Source organism: uncultured Aquimarina sp. (genome assembly GCF_947500065.1).
Classification (GTDB): Bacteria; Bacteroidota; Bacteroidia; order Flavobacteriales; family Flavobacteriaceae; genus Aquimarina.
The window spans coordinates 102,455-122,174 of record NZ_CANMQT010000006.1 but is presented as its reverse complement, the minus strand read 5'-3'; the positions used below and the strand labels follow the sequence as shown (position 1 = coordinate 122,174).

At 32.8% G+C, this 19,720-nt stretch carries 19 protein-coding genes; 1 reads left to right on the top strand and 18 read right to left on the bottom strand.

Annotated elements, in window-relative coordinates:
- Positions 1-2: 2 nt before the first annotated feature.
- From Q0975_RS17700 to Q0975_RS17625, 16 genes are all read right to left on the bottom strand, one after another.
- Complete coding sequence (locus Q0975_RS17700) at positions 3-617, bottom strand: 3-oxoacyl-ACP synthase (RefSeq protein WP_366889073.1); 615 nt, start codon at positions 615-617, stop codon at positions 3-5.
- Complete coding sequence (locus tag Q0975_RS17695) at positions 614-1,753, bottom strand: beta-ketoacyl synthase N-terminal-like domain-containing protein (RefSeq protein ID WP_299439089.1); 1,140 nt, start codon at positions 1,751-1,753, stop codon at positions 614-616. Before Q0975_RS17695 ends, Q0975_RS17700 begins: the two co-directional genes overlap by 4 nt.
- Positions 1,750-2,196, bottom strand: a complete 447-nt coding sequence (locus Q0975_RS17690; protein WP_299439087.1) for a thioesterase family protein — start codon at positions 2,194-2,196, stop codon at positions 1,750-1,752. Before Q0975_RS17690 ends, Q0975_RS17695 begins: the two co-directional genes overlap by 4 nt.
- Positions 2,174-3,463, bottom strand: coding sequence for an ABC transporter permease (locus Q0975_RS17685; protein WP_299439085.1), 1,290 nt, complete (start codon positions 3,461-3,463; stop codon positions 2,174-2,176). The genes Q0975_RS17690 and Q0975_RS17685 overlap by 23 nt, the downstream gene beginning before the upstream one ends.
- Positions 3,456-4,214: an ABC transporter ATP-binding protein gene (locus Q0975_RS17680; protein ID WP_299439082.1), complete on the bottom strand. Its 759-nt coding sequence runs from the start codon at positions 4,212-4,214 to the stop codon at positions 3,456-3,458. The genes Q0975_RS17685 and Q0975_RS17680 overlap by 8 nt, the downstream gene beginning before the upstream one ends.
- 7 nt (positions 4,215-4,221) lie before the next feature.
- Positions 4,222-5,220: a BtrH N-terminal domain-containing protein gene (locus Q0975_RS17675; protein WP_299439080.1), complete on the bottom strand. Its 999-nt coding sequence runs from the start codon at positions 5,218-5,220 to the stop codon at positions 4,222-4,224.
- Positions 5,217-5,618: a hypothetical protein gene (locus Q0975_RS17670; RefSeq protein ID WP_299439078.1), complete on the bottom strand. Its 402-nt coding sequence runs from the start codon at positions 5,616-5,618 to the stop codon at positions 5,217-5,219. The genes Q0975_RS17675 and Q0975_RS17670 overlap by 4 nt, the downstream gene beginning before the upstream one ends.
- A gap of 34 nt (positions 5,619-5,652) precedes the next feature.
- Positions 5,653-6,108 (bottom strand): hypothetical protein, encoded by a 456-nt coding sequence (locus Q0975_RS17665; protein WP_299439076.1) that lies wholly within the window; start codon positions 6,106-6,108, stop codon positions 5,653-5,655.
- Complete coding sequence (locus Q0975_RS17660; RefSeq protein ID WP_299439074.1) at positions 6,108-7,244, bottom strand: beta-ketoacyl-ACP synthase III; 1,137 nt, start codon at positions 7,242-7,244, stop codon at positions 6,108-6,110. The genes Q0975_RS17665 and Q0975_RS17660 overlap by 1 nt, the downstream gene beginning before the upstream one ends.
- Positions 7,245-7,256: 12 nt before the next feature.
- Entirely contained in the window at positions 7,257-8,180 is a 924-nt protein-coding gene (locus tag Q0975_RS17655; protein ID WP_299439072.1) for a dialkylrecorsinol condensing enzyme DarA, read from the bottom strand.
- A 3-nt stretch (positions 8,181-8,183) separates the two neighbouring features.
- Positions 8,184-9,074, bottom strand: a complete 891-nt coding sequence (locus Q0975_RS17650) for a lipid A biosynthesis acyltransferase (protein ID WP_299439070.1) — start codon at positions 9,072-9,074, stop codon at positions 8,184-8,186.
- Positions 9,075-9,082: 8 nt separating this feature from the next.
- Positions 9,083-9,328, bottom strand: a complete 246-nt coding sequence (locus Q0975_RS17645; protein WP_299439568.1) for a phosphopantetheine-binding protein — start codon at positions 9,326-9,328, stop codon at positions 9,083-9,085.
- A gap of 26 nt (positions 9,329-9,354) precedes the next feature.
- Positions 9,355-10,572 carry a beta-ketoacyl-[acyl-carrier-protein] synthase family protein gene (locus Q0975_RS17640; protein WP_299439068.1) on the bottom strand — a complete coding sequence of 406 codons (1,218 nt, stop codon included), beginning with the start codon at positions 10,570-10,572 and terminating at the stop codon, positions 9,355-9,357.
- A 6-nt stretch (positions 10,573-10,578) separates the two neighbouring features.
- Positions 10,579-11,310, bottom strand: coding sequence for a 3-oxoacyl-ACP reductase FabG (gene fabG / locus Q0975_RS17635; RefSeq protein ID WP_299439066.1), 732 nt, complete (start codon positions 11,308-11,310; stop codon positions 10,579-10,581).
- A 140-nt stretch (positions 11,311-11,450) separates the two neighbouring features.
- Positions 11,451-12,590 carry a WG repeat-containing protein gene (locus Q0975_RS17630; protein WP_299439064.1) on the bottom strand — a complete coding sequence of 380 codons (1,140 nt, stop codon included), beginning with the start codon at positions 12,588-12,590 and terminating at the stop codon, positions 11,451-11,453.
- A 98-nt stretch (positions 12,591-12,688) separates the two neighbouring features.
- Positions 12,689-14,218: a histidine ammonia-lyase gene (locus tag Q0975_RS17625; protein WP_299439062.1), complete on the bottom strand. Its 1,530-nt coding sequence runs from the start codon at positions 14,216-14,218 to the stop codon at positions 12,689-12,691.
- Between the two features lie 102 nt (positions 14,219-14,320).
- Between Q0975_RS17625 and Q0975_RS17620 the strand changes: the two genes are divergently transcribed.
- Positions 14,321-15,562 carry an NAD(P)/FAD-dependent oxidoreductase gene (locus tag Q0975_RS17620; protein ID WP_299439060.1) on the top strand — a complete coding sequence of 414 codons (1,242 nt, stop codon included), beginning with the start codon at positions 14,321-14,323 and terminating at the stop codon, positions 15,560-15,562.
- Positions 15,563-15,638: 76 nt separating this feature from the next.
- Here Q0975_RS17620 and Q0975_RS17615 read toward each other — a convergent pair whose 3' ends face one another.
- Both Q0975_RS17615 and Q0975_RS17610 read right to left on the bottom strand, forming a co-directional pair.
- On the bottom strand, positions 15,639-17,312 hold the full coding sequence (locus Q0975_RS17615) for a hypothetical protein (protein ID WP_299439058.1): 1,674 nt from the start codon (positions 17,310-17,312) through the stop codon (positions 15,639-15,641).
- Between the two features lie 413 nt (positions 17,313-17,725).
- The gene (locus Q0975_RS17610) at positions 17,726-19,363 is read right to left on the bottom strand and encodes a hypothetical protein (RefSeq protein WP_299439056.1); all 1,638 of its coding nucleotides are present in this window, start codon (positions 19,361-19,363) and stop codon (positions 17,726-17,728) included.
- Positions 19,364-19,720 lie beyond the last annotated feature (357 nt).

The following is a 19,720-nucleotide window of genomic DNA, read 5'->3' as shown; positions in this document are numbered from 1 at the left end:
AACTATTGATTGTATAAATTATTTAATTCTTCTTTTGTTAGCTCTATTTTGCCCTTTTTCGAAAGAAAAGCCAAAAATACGTCATATTTGTCATTATCCAAATCTACCCAACCACAAATAACATTACTTGCTTTTCCTGTATTTATTAAAATTTCAGAATACCTTGACACAAACTCTGCATCAAAACTTTCGGTAACAAAAAAGGCATTCTCACTTTTCAGTTTATTTTTAATACTTATCTCCCCCATAATTATATTAGGAAGCGTATATACAAACACTGCCGGAGATGGGTAAAAATCTTCCCTATCTTGAATACTTTCTTGATGTTTTCTATCCGTATCAAGACTTGATGATTTATTTGATAATACCAGCGCAGTATCTTGATCCACTTCTTTCATGTCCTTTATCAACACTTCTGAAGCTAAAAAACCCAATTTACACAATTCATCCATTTTGTGAAATTTCGGGTATTTTAATTCCAAGTACTTATAAATTCCTTTTGCAAAATCTTTTAGATTATCAGATTCTGAATCGACATATAATTGATTCCCATTTTTAAAAACCTTCTTTTCTTTAATGGAACAAAAACCTGATATGTAATATTTTTCTTTAATCACGATGCAACTTTTTCAATAATCAATGCCACATTACACCCTCCAAAACCAGAAGCTGTTTTCAGAACCCTATTCAATTCTTTTTTCTCATTCTTAGTAATTACATTGATCGACTGAGATACTCCTAATTCTTCGAAGCCTAGAGATGTGAATACCTCATTATTAATCAAGCAATGTCTTGCCACAATACTTTCTATTAAAGCAGAAGCTCCCAGAGTATGCCCATAATATCCTTTTAGACTATTTAACGGAACATTTTGTAGCCCAGCTCTATTAAAAGCAATAGCTTCCATTTCGTCATTAAAAGGAGTAGCAGTTCCATGCGCGGTAATATAATCAACCTGAGTACTATCTAACCCAGCTTCTTTTAATGCTTTTGCTATACTTATATACAATCCTTCTCCTGTTCGTGAAGGTCCGGAAATATGATTAGCATCGTTAGCTGACGCATCTCCTGTAATCTCGATTATTTCTTTTTTAGTAGTATCTTTTTTAGAACTTAACCAAGCACTAGCGGCTGCTTCTCCTAAACTAATACCCGTTCTATTTTTACAAAAAGGCTTACAAGGCTCATTACTTACCGCTTGAAACGAAAAGAACCCAGAAAGTGTAAACTCAGAAAGCAAATCACCTCCTATCACCACTACATCTTCAAAAAGCTCAGACTGAATCATTCGTTTTCCAACTGCCAAAGCCAATCCTCCAGAAATACAAGCATTGGATAATACAATAGGTGTATGGTCTAATTTAAAATAGTTTTGTATCGTTTCGGAAATACTGCTTAGATAGGCTTTTTTATCTAAACCACCTTTCAGGTTATTTATATTTCCTTTTGTAGTAGAAACAACAATTCCGCATTTAACTATATCCAAAGAAGGGTTCTCGACTATCATCTTAGAAACAGATAGTAACATCATCTTTTCTAACTTTGTATATCCTAAATCACTCGAAATCGATTCCCAAGCTTTAGAAAGCTTATCATTATTAACCACTGCACCAAAAAATGGTTCTGACCAGATATAATCATCATCTACTTTTTTGATTCCAGTCTGGTTTAATCGAAGGTTTTCTATATTTTCTTCAGTAGAAAATCCAATAGGAGAAATTATATTATCCGCAACTAAATAGACTTTTTTCATAGTAGTCCTACTTTACGTTTCCAATCCAGAAAGAACTCCGGAATACTTAGAGACATATTACCATCCATATCTAAAAACACCTGTGTAGTCTCACCTACACAAACTAATTCTTTATTTTGATTATATACATTATATCTAAAAATCATTTTCGCAGCGGGACTATCTACATACACTGTTTCTACTGTTGCAATATCACCATATTTAAGCGGTAACTTATGATCACAATTAGAATTAACGATCGGTGTTACGTAATCATTATCTTTCACATGGAGATAAGAAATCCCATGGCTTCGACCAAAGGCCTCTCTTCCTTCTTCGAAATAAGTTATATATATACCGTGCCAAACAATACTTAAAGGATCACAATCGTTAAATCTGACTCTCACCTCGTGAACATGTTTGATGTCTGTTATAATTTCTTTAGACCGCCTTTTTCTTTTCATAGTATAATATAGCGATTACGATAGTACTAATAAAAAACCCAATAAGCAAACCAATTTCGGGAAGAATATCTATCAAACTACCTTTTCTTAAAAAACAATCATAAAAAGCTTCTAACCCCCAGTTCATGGGAGAAACTTTTGCTATGAGTTGCATTGTATCAGGCATTGCAAATACAGGTACCCAAACCCCTCCAATTGCCGCTAACAAAACTACCAATACGGCTCCAAAAGGAGCTGCTTGTTCGTGTGAATTAAACACTGTTCCTAACAAAATTCCTAAGCCAATAGAAGCTAGTCCCGAAGATAAGGCTACAATATATAACAATCCCAGATTATTACCCAGGTCTAAAACTGGTAACCCTAATTTTGGAAATACATAAATCCCTAATAGCAAAATCAAGGTAAACTGCAATAAGCTAACTAATAGAAATAAAAATGCTTTACCCGCTATAATTGTTGAATAATTGATAGGTGTTGTTTGTAAACGAACAAATGTACCTTGTCCTTTTTCATGAACAAGATTCAATGATAATGGTAAAATCATAAAGAAAATTGCAAAGAGCGTCCAAGCCGGAATATTGTGTTGTACTGAATTAGGAAGAATTGATTCACCGGATAAAGAAGGATTAATTTGCTCATACTTTACAAAATTATCTCGATTAAAAGATTTAAGGCTTTCTGATTCTCCTAACTCTTTTTCGAAAGCTTCGTAAATCGACTTAGTTTCAATACTTGCCACCAATTTATCCACTGCAAATATCACAGAACTCCTAAAGGTTTCTTGTGTTATTGGGTCAAAATACAACTTCACTACTTTACCTGATAGTTTCTCTTGAACATTTTCTACTTTTAAAGAATCTACCGAACCTTCAAATTCTTCAAGAATTTTAGTTATATTTTTATCAATTTGTTTCTGAAGTCCATCACTCAATCCCTCAGGAATCACAACTGCCAGCTGGTAATCTCCAGAAGCAACCAAAAGGCTCGCTTTCTCTTCTGTTAAAGGAATATTATCTACTTCTGAAATTGGCTCTAGAAATTCTATTTCAGAAAAACTTTTTTGAATTTCTTGCGATAACTTTCCATTGTCTTTATCTACTAATAGAATTTCGATAGAATTGCTAGAAATTGATTTGAAGGTGGCATCCTGAATCAATGTAATTGCAACTACTAACACAATTGGCATTATAAACAAAATAATCAACCCTCCAGGATCCCTTAGAAGCAATAAAAACTCTTTTTTTATGGAAGCTAAAAATCTATGCATAATCACGTAGTTCTCTTCCTGTAAGCTCTATAAACACATCTTCTAAATTTCTTGCTTCTTTAGTATTTGAAATTAACTTAGAAGGAGTATTTTCAGCAATAATTTTACCAGAATCAATAATTCCCACCAAAGAACATAAATCCTGTGCTTCCCTAAGATGATGAGACGTATAGATTATAGTAGTGCCGGCCTCATTAAGTTCTTTAAGCTTTTTAGTAATTGCTTGTTTTGACTGTACATCCACTCCTACAGTTGGTTCATCTAAAAACAATAGTTCTGGATTATGAAGTATTCCTGCTATAAGGTTTACTCTTCTTTTCATTCCCCCAGAAAATGTTTTAATTTTTTTATCCGCAAAAGGTAATAATCCTAATTGATCCAAGTGCGATAAAACAATTGGTTTTAGTTCGGATTTTGTCATTCCGAACATACTTCCGAAATATAATAAATTCTCTTTTGCGGTAAGTTTTGGATATAAAGCATATTCTTGTGGCACTACCCCAATTGCTTTCTGAATTTCTTTAGCATGTGTTTTAAAACTCTTTCCAGAAACCAATACCTCTCCAGAAGTAGGCTTAATCAGTCCACATAAAATGGATATAAGTGTAGTTTTTCCAGCCCCATTAGGCCCAAGAAGTCCATATATTTCTCCTTTGCTTATTTGCAAGTTTATAGTATCTAAAGAAAGAAAAGTAGCTCCTTTGTATTGTTTAGAAATGCTTTTTATTTCAATCAGAGGAGTCTTATCCATCTCGTAATTATTTAACAGCTTTCTTAAGATCTAAGAAGAAATCTCTCTCTGCTAAAGCTATGGCATCTAACTTATCTGCAATTTTATTATAAGCATCGGTCTCTCTACTTCTGTTCTTATAAAGTCTTGATGCATCTATTGCAAAATCTCTCCATTGATCACCGATTACGGTCATTTCTTTAGACAACTCAGCGAGTCTGGGGTTTTCCATAATTACGGAAGCTTCTTGTAAAAATGCCGCAAAAATAAATCGAAAACCTCCTCCACCAGTTCCTATTTCTTCTTGCATACGAACTAATTGACCTAAGTAGTGATTTGTCTTTTTTACGCCAATCTTATCAGGCCACTTACGAATTCGTTTTGCTACATACCTAATTCCTCTAAATCCAACAACAGGAACAGGTGCTAACATATGCCTATACGCTTGTTTTATCCCTTTGGTAATTGCTTTTTTTAGATCTATATCATTTGGTAATTGTGTAGGATAATAAATATGACCATTAGGAGCAAAAGGCCCTTTAGCGAAACGTACTTTTTCTAATTCCTTAGAAGACAAAGTCGTTACATCAGGCATTACAGGATCACTTATTAGATAATCATCTCCTTCTTTTCCATAAACAACTAAATTATGAGCATTGAAATGAAAACGATATTCATCAGGAAAATATGTTAGGTTATATACCCCCACTTGTAACCCTACAGGGTTATTTTTAGCTAGTTCAGCATCTAAAGTCTGTTGCGCCTTCTCTGTGGATTTAAACTTATGTCGTCTAATTTTAAAACCTAGTCTTTTACTTACTCTAGAAAAAATAAATCCAGGAACAGGTCTAAAACTAAACATTGGTGCGAAATTTACCTTTACAAAAGGTATATATATAAAGAAAACTCCAGAAGCGATACCAAAAACCATTGGTTCGCTTACTTTAAGTCCGTTATAATTCAACAAATTAGAAACCACTCCATTTTCGCAATGGGCAGATTGATTGTGTTCAAAGTTTATTTTCAAATCTTTGGATTTTTAAGTTCTTCTATAGAGATCTCGAAAGCTTCGGCGTATTTCTTTAATATTTTTTCGCTTAGTTTTTTAAACGTTTTAGCTTTTAAATGCCTTTTCACTCTCCATTGCCATAAGCCTACATAACCTGATAGGACTACAACATCCATTCGCTGTAACTCCATATAATAAGCAATTGGACTAAGTTCTCCTTGTTTTATTTTTTGAATAGTTTCCTGAAGCTGTTCTTCTATTAATTCTAAAGATTCGTTAAGCGCAATAGTTTTTGCTTCCCAACCAGAACTTAATGCCTTACCGTACTTTCCATCTTTATCAACCGCATATACAACTTCTCTTATATTGGCTTTAGAAAGACCACTTTCATCCTGAGGTACGTCTTCTTTCTTCATACTTTAAAAAAATAAAATTTAAGGTTTATTACAATTAAGAATCTACGATAATCGTTTTCATCTCTGAAGACGCTATTAAGTTTCCTTCTACATCTTTCACCTCTATTTCGACTAAGCTCACCATCATAATTTCTGCAACGATTTTCACAGTAGTTATTAACTCGGTACCCACTTTTGGTAAAATATGTATTGTAGCGTGTTTTATAGATCCAATAAAACCAGTTTTAGGTTTTTCTTCTGATCCTTTATTTATATACCCTCTATATCCTCTATGTAAGGCTATACTCTGTGCCATATTTTCTACCAAGCCTCCTTCCGTAAAATAATTACCAGAAGTAAGTATATTATCAGATGTAACTGTCAATCCAGAAATAACTTTATCTAAATCAAAGTATAACAATTTATCAATCATTACAAAAGGATCCTTCTGAGGGATCAGCTTTTTTATGAAATCAATATCTGTTATTTTATCTTCTAATTGATTATCCATTAACACACAGTAAATAAAATGTGAAAATATGTAAAACGACCACTTTCCGGTACCATTGCCAAAACTTTATCTCCTTTTTTTAATTTCCCTGATTTTTTAAGGTCATTAATCATTAAATAAATAGATGCCGAACCAACATTACCAACTTTTTCCAGATTAGTAAACCATTTATTTTTAGGAATTGCAATTCCTTGATTCTTCATTTCGGCATTTAATCTTTCTTCAAAATAAAATGAAGAAATATGTGGTAAAAAATAATCCACCTCTTCTTCATTTAGGTTGTTTTTCTGAAAAGCATCTTTCATACTTAAAACTGCTTTCGGCACCACGTACTTATCTAATATTTTGACATCTTGTTTTAGCGAAAAAACAGATTCTGACAACCATTCTTCGGGTTCATATTCGCTCCAGGGTTTAAGGCTTCCATCATCATTTTTATCTCCTCCTGCATACATACAAGATTCCAATTCATGGGCATATGAATACGCTTGCATCCAATCAATCCTAAGTGGGCTCTCTCCTTTCGGTTCACTTTCTAATAAAAATGCTCCTCCTCCATCAGACAACATCCAACGTAGAAAATCTTTCTTAAAACCAATAATAGGTTGCTCCTCTAAAGATTTCAAATTCTCTACTTCTTTATCAAATTTTCTAGACTGCATCCAGGTAGAAACTCTTTCCGTTCCTGTACATACGGCATTTTTAGTACTATCAGATTTAACTGATAAGAAACCATATTTTAAAGCACTCATTCCCGAACAACATACTCCTGAAGCTGTATTCAACTCAATACTATCTTTCGTGTCTAACAATCCATGTACCATGGATGCGTGAGACGGCAATAAATTATCTGGAGTGGATGTCCCACAAGAAAGTAATTCTATTTCACTTTCAGGAAATTCAGAATCACATAAACTTTTAATCGTTTCTCTTGTAAGCTGAGCATTATTATGAGTTATGCTGCCATTATCACTAACAGCATAATACCTTTCTTTGATACCATTGTTTCTTAGAACAATTCTTCTAGCCCGAGAAGGTTGATCATCAATCATACCTAGTCTCTTCTCCATTTCATCATTCGAAACTGGCTCATTTGGCAAGAAATGCCCTGTTTTTGTTATATAAACGTTCTTCATAAAAGTGATAACCTACCTTAATCTTACTGATTGATAATATTTAATGTCCTTTTTTATGCGTGCATAGAAAGGCAAATAAGTCAACAAAAATATAACAAAAACTATAGGTACAAAAACCCAAATAGCAAATTGTAGATAATACTCAAAAAAGTTTAACCATTTCGCTCTCCTTTTTGATGATTTCAGACCTACTTTATATATATGTGCTGACCACTTACTAAAGATATGATTTCCAGATTTATCTGACCTTATTAAGAAAGGTTTTATCTGAACAGCTCCATCTTTTACCAACTCTTCTTGTAATTGTTTAAAATTTTCTTGAAAAAGATGTTTTTTTATAATAAACCCAAATTTTCCAGCCCCATTAATATCCTCTTCTGATACTCCAGGTTTCGGAAAAACACCTAGATATTTAGTTTTCTTTCCTCCCATCATCCAATGTACAATAGTAATCACACTAATATGATTCCAATGTCTATCTACAAAAGCTATATTTCCAACCAATTCGGCTTTACAATCTACTAACAACCTTTTAACTTTCTCTTGGGTTAAGATCCACATATTTCTAGAACCATTAACCGTTATTACTGGAGTGTTTTTTAGTAATACTTGTGCATCATCTCCTTTTAAAAAGGAATTAATGGGTATTGATGGTGAAAGATACCAAACTGTATAACCAAATATGATTAAATCATACTTTTTATTTTTTACAGCATCAGGGATTGATTTGTTAGGTCTAGGGATTTGCAAATAAGATTCTGGGAAGACCTGTAAAAAATCTTTTTTATCCCAAGGAAACTCATATGATTCTTCTGGCTCAATCTGCTGAACAGTAACTAAGCAGTTACTATCTTCAAGAAGTGGATTCACTAAATTTGTTAGAATTTCTCCTAATTGACCACTTTGACTATAATACAAAACAAGTATGTTCTTCATACATTAGGTTTTAAGATCATCCCAATAATCAAAGTAATTAAACCATTGCAAGGGATACTTTTTAACCATAATTTCAGTATTTCTAACATACTCTTTTAACACATGGCTAGGTTTGATTGATGTCTCCAGAAACTTAGGTTCTCGAGCATATAGATTGTATTTCTTACCAGACCCTTTCATAATATACATAAAAAGGATAGGTTTTTTCTTCCGCGCTGCTAGTTTATAGGGCCCTGAAGGAAATTTGACTGATTTACCAAGAAAGTCATGTTCCAAAAACTTAACACCTTCTACATAACGATCTGCTGCAAAAATAATTACTTCTCCGTTGGATATAGCATCATTCATTTGAAATATATGAGACATATCATCTTTTATAATAATATACTTCATAGCCGTACCTGAAGACACCGCACCGACATATTCTTTGATTTGTTCATTCTCCTGATCAGTAACTAGCAGATTAACTCCGGTATTAGTCATGTCAAAATCATCAAAAAAGTAGCGAGCAATATTAAAACTACCTACATGAGCACTAAAAATAATCCCTCCATCACCCTCATTTAAAATGCGTTGCATTTTTTCTCTTCCATCATGCGTAAAAGTAAACTTATCCTTTAACCCAAAAGATATTGCAGTTCTATCTATGAGAGTCTGTCCAAAAACAAAATAATTTTTATAGACACTTAAAACAGACTTAAAAGCAGATTGTTTAAGTCTTTTATTATAGAAATAATAACTTGTTTTTGTTGTAGAGAAAGAAAACACCAAATAGTACGCCGCCACAAATACCAAAATGGAATAGGCAGCGTTAAGACCTAAATTTTTTATAAAAAAAATGAATATTTTATATCCTAAAGGAGTTCCTTTAGCCTTACCTTCCCATTGGGCCATTCTATTTCTTAAATATTGACTTTGCGTTCTATTAAATCATAAAAATCCTGAAAGCTTTCTACTCCAACAAAATCATCTCCCACGAGCTTAACTCCAAAAGTGGCTTCTATAGCCACTACAAGATCTACATAGTCTAGACTATCTAAATCTAAAGTTTCTTTAAGGTTTTCTTCGGGAGCAATCTCATCAGCTTCTACCTCGAATTCTTCTATCAAAAATTCATCAACTTTTTCGACAATTACACTTGTTTCCATCATCTTACTAGTAATTTTTTTCTATTCTAAATCTTTTTTATGACGATTGCAGAATTTGTGCCCCCAAATCCAAATGAATTCGACAAAAATACATCAATTTTTTTATCTACCGTTTCTTTTACCAAATTTAACTTTGTAGAGTCTTCATCTGGAGATTCTAAATTAATATTAGGAGCAATAAATGAATTATTCAACATTATTAATGAATACACTATTTCACTCGCACCTGCCATCCAACACTCATGTCCAGTCATAGATTTTGTAGAACTGACATAGGGTTTTGACTCTCCAAAGACTTCATTTATCGCCTTCGCCTCATTAGCGTCTCCTATTGGAGTAGATGTTGCATGTGCATTCACATAATCAATATCTTCTGGCTTAATATTTGCCTGATCCACTGCACGTTTCATTGCTCTAGCCGGACCTTCTTGGTTAGGAGTAGAAATATGATCTCCATTAGAAGAAAAACCATAACCTACTACTTCTCCTAAAATCGTCGCACCTCTTTTTACAGCGCTTTCATAAGACTCCATAAATAATGCGGCTCCACCTCCACTTGGCACCAACCCATCTCTTTCGCTATCAAAAGGCCTAGAGGCTTTTGTAGGATTTTCCTCATTAACAGAAAAAACTCCTAATCCATCAAAACTACCAAATGCATAATCATTAATTTCCTGAGCTCCTCCACATAACACATAATCCTGCAGTCCTTGCTTAATTAACAAATACCCCATTCCTACAGAATGCGAACCACTAGCACAAGCAGCACTTATAGTAAAATTGATACCTTTTAATTTAAAAACAGTAGAAAGATTCATAGTAACTGTAGAATTCATCGATTTAAAAACTCCTCCAGAACCTACCAAAGTAGTATCTTTCTTAACTCTGATTTTATCAATTGCTTGCATCACTGATTCTGCGGTACTATCATTACCAAACAGAATGCCAATTTCTTCATTATCCAAAAACTCCTGATCCACACCTGCCTGATCAAATGCCTGTTTTGTTGCTATATACGCATATTCAGACTCAGAACCAAAGCTAACACGTTGCCTTCTACTTAGCTCTTTTTTTAAATTAGGCTTAGGCACAGTTCCTGTTAACGCAGATCGATATCCAAACTCTTTACGAGAAGGTTCGAAAACGATACCTGATTTTCCTTGATATAAAGATTCTTTAACTTCGTCAACATTAGAACCTATACAAGAATATATTCCCATTCCAGTAATAACTACTCTTCGCATAATCTCTTATGAATAAATCCCTCCATTAATATTAACAACTTCCCCAGTTATATATGCAGCTTTTTTTGATGCTAAAAAAGTTACTAAATCAGCAACTTCTTCTGCTTCTCCAAAACGATTAACAGGAATCATACGCTTCAACTCTTTTTCATCCATCTCTGCTGTCATATCTGTTTTTATAAAACCAGGTGCTACTGCATTTACGGTAATCTTACGTTTGGCTACCTCTTGAGCTAATGCTTTAGTAGCAGCTACCAATGCTCCTTTGGCAGCAGAATAATTAACTTGACCTGCAGTTCCTTTTACTCCAGAAACCGATACAACATTTACTATTCTACCATATCTATTGGTTAGCATTTTTTGAATAAGATGACCAGTAACGTTATAAAAACCGTTTAAACTAATATTTAAAACATCATTCCAGTCCTCTTGTTTCATCCACATAAACAAACCATCTCTGGTAATCCCAGCATTATTGACAATTACCTCAATAGTTGCATCTGGATTATCAGCAATCCAACCATCTAGTACCTGATGAGTATCTTCTCTATCGGCTACATTAAATTTCAACAATACACACTGACCTCCTTCATCTTCAATCAGCTTTTTTGTTTCATTAGCAGCAGCATCATTAGATTGATAATTAATAAGTACAGGATATTCTAAATCTTTTGCCAATTTTACAGCAATTGCTCTTCCTATTCCTCTGGATCCTCCAGTAACAAGGGCGTATTTCATTTACAATTTTGGTTTTAAAATCAATTAACTATTGAATAATATAAACACAACAATTATTCCAAATTAAGATTTAATTAACAATATTAAAAGATTCCTAACAACTTTAACAATCGTCTAATGTTGTTAGGAAACGAAAATATTTATTTAACTTTAACGAAGGGCTCTAAATTTTCAAACCATTTATCACCCAAAAGCTTTCCGTCTGGTGTTAAAAACCCCCATTTCTTATTATACTTTACACGTGCCAGACCATCTACAAATCCTTTTTCAGCTACTTTTCCTGACAAGAATTTAAAACTACCTGCTGTGATACCATACTTAGTTTCTATAACTAATTCTCCTTTTGCATTCACAAATCCCCATTCTTCAATTTTCACGGGAGCCATACCGTTAGCGTCAAAATAATCAACATCATCATATTTATAATCTATAACCACTTTACCATTAGTATCAATAAAGCCCCATTTGTTACCATCATAAACACCGGCATATCCGTTTTTAAAAGTTTTTGCTTTTATAAATTGAGGCGCTATCACCCATTTACCCTCTTTATCAATAAATCCGATTTTCTCATTTTTTCTAGCAATCGTATATTCTCCTCCAGCTCTAAAATCCCATAATTTTGTTGCTCCATCTACTTTATTGAAAGAATTAGCGGAAGCTATACCAAAAATTCCTTCTCCTTTTTCGGCACGAGCAACGTCATTTACATAGTTCCCTATAGATGTATATTCAGGTTTAATAACAATATTCCCTTTGTTATCTATAATTCCCCATTGATCGGCTTGCGTAGAAAATCTAGCATACCCATTACGGAAACCTTTAATAATTTTATATGTTGGTTTTACTATAACTTCACCTTTTGGATTCATCAAACCAACAAGTTTTTCAGATCTAACAAAAGCTACTCCATCTTTAAAAGGATATATTTTTTCTGCATCAGAGTAAGCTAGTTCTTTACCTTGCTTATCTACATACATCCATTTCTTATCTTTTAAAACCATAGCAACACCACTATTAAAATCTTTAGCTTTGCTAAACTGTGGTTCAAGGAGCCATTTTCCATCAGGGTTTATATACCCCCATTTTTTACCATCTAAAACCAGTGCTACGCCATCAGCAAAATTATTTGCTTTTTTATATTTAGGAGCAATAACAAATTCTGCTTTTTTGTTTATGTAACCAAATTTACCTCCTTCTCTTGCCTTTGCAAGTTCCTGAGAAAATATTGTTTGTAAACCAAATACTAATGCTAGTGTAATTAAAAATGCGTTTTTCATTATATCTATATTTAAGGTTTATTTTTTAGTGCATATTATAAAGCACAAGTAAACATGCTTTAACTTATATATGAAATAAATTAAATCTTATCAAGTATTTAATAGGCATCGTTTTCTTTCAGGTAGTCTTTAACTCCCTGAACAAAAGGGTACGTAATATAATCTTTTGTAAATGGAGGGACTATCTTCTTAATGTCCTCAACCAACTTCTGAGTCCTACTCGATAGCTTATCTCCAAAATCAAGATACTCCAAAGCCTGTACAATAGTCATCAATTCTATCGCTAAAACTTCGAATGTATTCTCTATAACAGTCTTGGTCATATTAGCTGCATTAGTACCCATACTAACGATATCCTGATTGTCATTATTATTAGGAATACTGTGTACGTACATTGGATTGGAAAGCATTTGATTTTCCGCTGTAGTAGACACCGCTGTAAACTGAATCCCTTGCATTCCGAAATTAAATCCTAGTTTTCCTAAATTAGCAAAAGGAGGTAAAATATCATTCAACTTAGAATTTAGCAAATAATTCAATTGACGTTCTGCTAACATTGATAATTTAGTAACTACAAGCTTAAGTTTATCCATCTCTAAAGAAACATAATCTCCGTGAAAATTACCACCATGATACACATGTTCTTTCTCCACATCAATGATTGGATTATCATTAGCAGAATTTAATTCTTCAATTAATATCCTACCGACATGTTTAATAGTATCACAAACCGGCCCCAAGATCTGAGGAACACATCTAAGCGAGTAATATTCCTGAACCTTTTCCTTAAAATAGGTATCACCATTCTGCCCAGAATACAAATGCTCAGTACGGTCTCTTGTAAGTTTACTATCTGATAAGTGCTCTCTCATTTTACGAGCAACATCTTGTTGTCCTAAATGAAGTTTACTATGATTTAATTCTTTTGAAAGGTGGTCATCATATGCCTCTACAATTTCATTTATTGCTGAAGAACAAGAGATAGACCAATCTAATAGCTTCTGTGCATTAATAACATTAATAATACCAATTCCCGTCATAGCGGAAGTACCATTCATCAATGCCAAACCTTCTCTAATCTTTACCTCTATTGGCTTAAGACCTAACTCTTTAAAAACATCTTCTGTATTTCTTCTTTCTCCTTTGTAAAAAACTTCTCCTTCTCCTATTAACACCAATGCCAAATGTGCCAATTGCACAAGATCACCACTAGCTCCCACACCTCCATGCTCGAAAATTAAAGGAGTAACATCATTATTAATTAAATCCTTCAAGCCATTAACAACAGTAGTATTAACTCCAGATTTACCTAATGATAATGTATTAAGTCTTGCTAACATTAATGCTTTCACATAATCAGGCTCCATCGCTTTACCGGTACCAGATGAATGACTTCTTATTAAGTTAAATTGTAATTCAATTCTATCCTTGTCATCAATCTTATATTGAGCCATTGGCCCAAATCCAGTATTTACTCCATAGATAACTTTATTTTCAGAAAATTTCTCTAAAAATTTAAAGCTATCATCCACTCTATTTATTATAGAATCATCTATAGCAAGCTTCTCTTCATTAAAAATAACACTTAGGAAATCTTTAATTTCTAACTTTTCTTTTAGTATTAGCATTCGCGAATTAGTAAGTTTTTTCCAATATTTGTAAAAAATTCAAGTTTACTCTTTATTTTTACCGAGGGCAAATGTAATGTATTTAATGTACCTTTAAAAATTATGAAAAAAGAAAATGTAGATGTTCTGGTTATTGGCGCCGGTCCGTCAGGTAGTGTGAGCGCTGCTTATCTTAACAAACATGGAATAAATGTTAAGGTAGTTGAAAAAACAAAATTCCCACGTTTTCAGGTAGGAGAAAGTTTGATTCCTAGATGCATGGATAATTTCAAAGAAGCAGGTCTTTTAGATTGCCTTATGGAACAAGGATATGAGAAAAAACATGGCGCTCGATTTATCAAAGATGGTGTTAAAGGTTGTTTTGATTTCAGCAAGAAATATGGGGAGGGCTGGGATTGGACTTGGCAAGTACCTAGAGATCATTTTGACAAGACATTAATAGACGAAGCCATTAAACAAGGAGTTAGTGTTGATTTCGAATCTGAGGTTACCAATGTAGAATTTCACGGAACCGATTCTTTAACTACAGTAAAACATAAAGACGGCTCCGAAAGTCAGATTGAAGCTAAATTCATTATAGATTCTAGTGGTTTTGGACGTGTAATAGCAAGACAACTAGGCCTTGAAGCTCCTTCTAAAATTGCAGAACACGGTTCAATTTTCACTCAAGTAAAAGACGTAAACAGGCCAGAAGGAATTGAAGGCACTACAATAACTTTTGAAATTATAGAAACCGAAGTATGGTTTTGGTACATCCCTTTCTCTAATGGAAATACCAGCATTGGCTTTGTTGGACCTATGGATTGGATCAATAAGTTTGAAGGAAATAAAACAGAAGTATTACAGGAAATGATGAAAACCTCTCCTTATTATTATGAGCAGTTTAAAGATACTCCTTACTTATTTGAACCTTACAAAGTAGAAAACATTGCTAAAAATGTAACTAAACTATTTGGTGATGGCTTTGTACTAACTGGGAATAGCGCGGAATTCCTAGACCCTGTTTTTTCATCAGGAGTCTCTTTTGCCACTGAGACCGGCTTACTGTCAGCTAAGCTAGCTATTAGACAACTTAATAATGAAGAAGTTGATTGGCAGGCTGAATTTGTAGATTACATGAAACAAGGAGTTGATGTGTTTACAACGTATGTAAAAGAATGGTACACAGGAAATTTACAAAAAATCATTTTTCATGATAAACCAAACGAAGACTTTAAGGAACAGATATGTGCTGTACTTGCTGGATATGTTTGGGACAAAACAAATCCTTTTGTAAAAAAGCATAGTCACATTGTTAGGAATGTAGCGAAACTTGTAGAGATGGAAGAAAATATGTCGGAATAGTTTCTGATATCTATACATATAATAAAAAAGGAGACAATTGCCTCCTTTTTTATTATATGTATTTACAAGTTTTCACTTATTTCTTAGCAGTCACCTTAACTAAAAAATCCTTACTTCTTCCTTCAAAACCTTCTATAAGAATTTCTGATTCCGATAAAGGTAATATTTTATCTGTTTCGAAATGCTCTAATTCTGTATCATTGAAATCACGAGAATTAAAAATCGCTTCTTTCTTAACCTCTCCTGTTTCATCATTGATTATATACGCTGTAAAATACCCTCCTTTACCATCTGTGTGCTTATAAGGAACTTCGTCTTCAGGTAAATTTAGATTTTTAACATTATCAAGGTATAACAAATAATGGTTTTCTCCGGCAAACATATGCGTATACGACATGGTTCTTTGCCCTCTTTTACCTACTTGTCTTTTTGGTAATTTATGCATCCATACCAATGATCCATCTGCATCTATCTTAGCAGCAAGAATATCTCTATAATAATACGTATAGGTAGTTCTTGTCCTACCTGAAGAACTATGTATTGTTCTTGCGACAACGTATCGCTGTTCTCCTAAAATTAAAGAACTCCCATCATTATTAGCAACAATAGTATTAACCTTAAGATTCTCAAAAGCTGGCTTAGCATCTTCGTCTTTTTCCTTCTTTTCTATTCTCTTTTTCTCCCTTTTTGTTGCGTATTTATTCAACAATTCGACTGGAAAATCATAGTTTTTAAAATCGCTTACAGCACCTTCTTCATTTAATTTAATCGTAAAAACACCTGTAGCTTGACCCTTTTTCTTTGTCGAAAAAAACACTCTTGAAGTTCCTTTATCAGGGTTTTTAGAAGTACCTGCTATCACTACATTAGCATCTGCATCTTCATATAAAATGATTTCATCTATAAATTTATCACCTATTTTAATTTCATTCTTAACAATACTATTGGTATTCTTTTTAACCTTAAAAAGTTCTAAATGATAATTCGCATCTTCTTCTTTTTTCTTTTTCTCATCCGTACTATCATCCTCATAAACCGAAGCTAGCATATAAAAATTACCATCCCTATCGATAACATAATCAACATTATTCATCTTTTTCTCCGTATAAGGCATTGTAACTTGTTCTTTCCACTGTAGTTCCAACTCAGAATCAAACACATTAATTACAAACCTATCATTCCCTTTAGAATCATCCCTTGATTCTGGTTTAAGCCTATACGTAATTAGCAATTTTTGGTCATCAAAAGACCGTCTATATAAAAACTTACTTCCTCCTATACTATTTATTGTAGCTACACTCTGAAAAGAATGACTTCTTGCAATCTTACCTTCTTGTCTGATAATTTCTTTTTGCTCACCCAGTTTAAGAGTTTCCAAAGAAATAGCTTGAGCTTCTAAAGACTCTATCTTCTTTTTCCTATTCCATTTTGTATAAAACATGAGAACGTTGTCTCCTAATCGCATTATTTTTTTAAAACCGCCTTTTGCCTTGTCTTTAAAAAACTTTTCATGCTCTATTCTATCAATCTCCTTAAGTGTATTAACATCAAATTTCTGAATTACTAAATGATCCTTGTGGCGATTCACAGCTATCACATGATCCTTGTATTTATGAAATTCTTTGAATTTCCCATCCGTTTCACCATACTCTTCTCCCACCTCTATGGTAAAGTTTTCTGATAATTTAGGATCTTGAGCAAACACATTGATTGCTCCAAGTAACAATAAGAGTAAAAATTTATTTTTCATATTTATAATTTAGGATTGGTATTGTATTTTTTCAGTAACTCATCTCTTATGAGTTCTTAAAGTTTAATGTATGTATCATTGCAAGGCAAAATGTTACCTTGCTTTTTGATTTTTATACGCATTCGTTGCTAAATTTTCTTTCAAACCTTATCAAATCTGTCTGCCATTTGCCAGGTAGACAGGAACAAAACAACCATTCGATTGATCGTATAACTGTTGTGATAACACATATAGTGTTGTGATTAGCTTTTGTTTTTGAGTTTCTCTTTATCACTTATAAATTTAATTAGTTCATTTCTCTTTTTAAAAACCTATATTTTAACACATTTCATTAGTATTTAAATTAAAAAAATGGCTTAGATGTTATCTAAGCCATTTTTTTAATTTAAATAGTTTACTAAATAATTTAAAAATTAATTCATAATTAATTTACCTAATGAACTTCCTTCTTTGCCACCTCCGTAAATCCAATACGTATTAGAACTTATTCTATATTTTGTAGAAGGCCTAACTACTATTTGTTTCTTTTCGAACTCTTCAGGATCAGTTCTTGTTATTTCGCCTGTTTCTTCATTAAAAGAAAATACCACTGGTATCATTTTGCTAATTTTCTTTGTTTTTTTAACATCATCCATTTTAGTAACCCCAATATTCTTAGGATCATCATTGACAACCACAGTTAATTGTCCATTATGATAAATTGGTATTGCACTTAAATACTCTGGTCCATTACCCAAAACTGTTAAAGGAAAATACAAGCCTGCGGAAACTGAAACTCCTCCAGAAGCACCCCAAAAACTAATAGAAAAACCTAATTCCGTAACTGTAACTTGTTGTTCTTTTGGTATTACATTACTCCAATCTAACTTCCCTTCTTTATTTAAAGCTGTTACTATTATTTCATTTGCATTATATGTATAAGGTGTCATTTTCATAGGCCCCATTCCGCTAGCTTTACCTTCAAAAACGGTTTTATACTCTGAAAGAACAATTACTCCTCCATTATCTCTTTCCACAAAAGCGATATTTCTGTAGTAAGGCTTTAAATCTCTTCCTTTCTTAGCTCTTCTTTCTCCTATTAGTTGTGCTTTAACCTCCACAGTAAAGTCGTTAAACGTCTTTTTAATAACTTCTCCCTTACTGTAATCAAAAATAACATCATACATTCCTTCTACAGTAGATTCTGCCTTACCGCTTTTCTTTAAATCAGAATAAAAACCAATAGCATGAAGTGTATTATCCTTAGTCTCCATTAAACTACAACTCAATGCACGTTTACCTTCAAGAACAACATTAGTTACTTGTTTTTCATAATTATTCTTTGCCAAATACGCATGTACCGTAATATTATTGATACTCGTTTTCTTTTTCTTATCTCTATAGCTTTCAGTTGTAGCAATTAATACGTCTCCATGCTCATTAACTTGTACATCAGAAAAATCAAAATATTGTTTGTTTTTTTCTTCAAATACTACTTCATAGGTATCATTTAAGACAGTTGTTAAACCATCATCCAAAAGCTTTACGGTGTACTTTAATTGTTCTTTCTTAGAATTAATACCAACATGCGCTATTAAATAATTAAAATCGTCATAAGATGTCGTAAACACAAAAGTTCCTTTTTTTCTTTTCCCTTCAACAGGAACTGATAAAATGTTTGTTGTTTTTACGATCTTATTTCCCACAATCTCTTTAGCTAAAAAATTGTTGTTTTTCGCTTTTTTATCATAGTAGGAAAGCATTAAAAATACTTTCTCTCCTACTATCGCCAAATCTTCGACTTGTAGTTTATACCCATCAATTTTGTCAAATTCAAGAGGTGTACTATTTTTAAAAGATTTAGTAGCAGCATCAAAAGTCTGCAAAAAATAACTCTTCTTTTTCTTCGCTAACGCATAAACAACATTTTCTTTTTCTCCGGCAATTTGAATAACATCTCCATCTTTGGACGTTACTGCATCACCAAAATCAAGATCTATATTACCTACTTTTAATTGAGCAGATAACGTTGTACAAATAAGTAAAAGTAATAATGAGGCTAGTTTTTTCATAATATAATTTTAAAGGATGCAAAAATAGATTAATAAATTTGATTGGGATTCATAGTTTAAAATAAAATATTCGCAAAATTATTGATATAATAGTAGAATTACCCCACCCTTTTTGGGTAGTTTTTTTATTTAAACTCTTATCCTAAATACGTGATTTTTCCACTTAACACATATTTATCATGGATTAGTGCGTCATGGGCAATAAATGTTACCCTCATTATTTAGGTTTTCTGCAAAAAACTTAACTTCTGGTTTTGTAACAGCATCTCCTAAATCACATTATACTCTCTATAATTTCATTAATAAAATTATCTATTACAGAAGATTCACAAAAGCTTTTACCGTTATTGGTCTAAA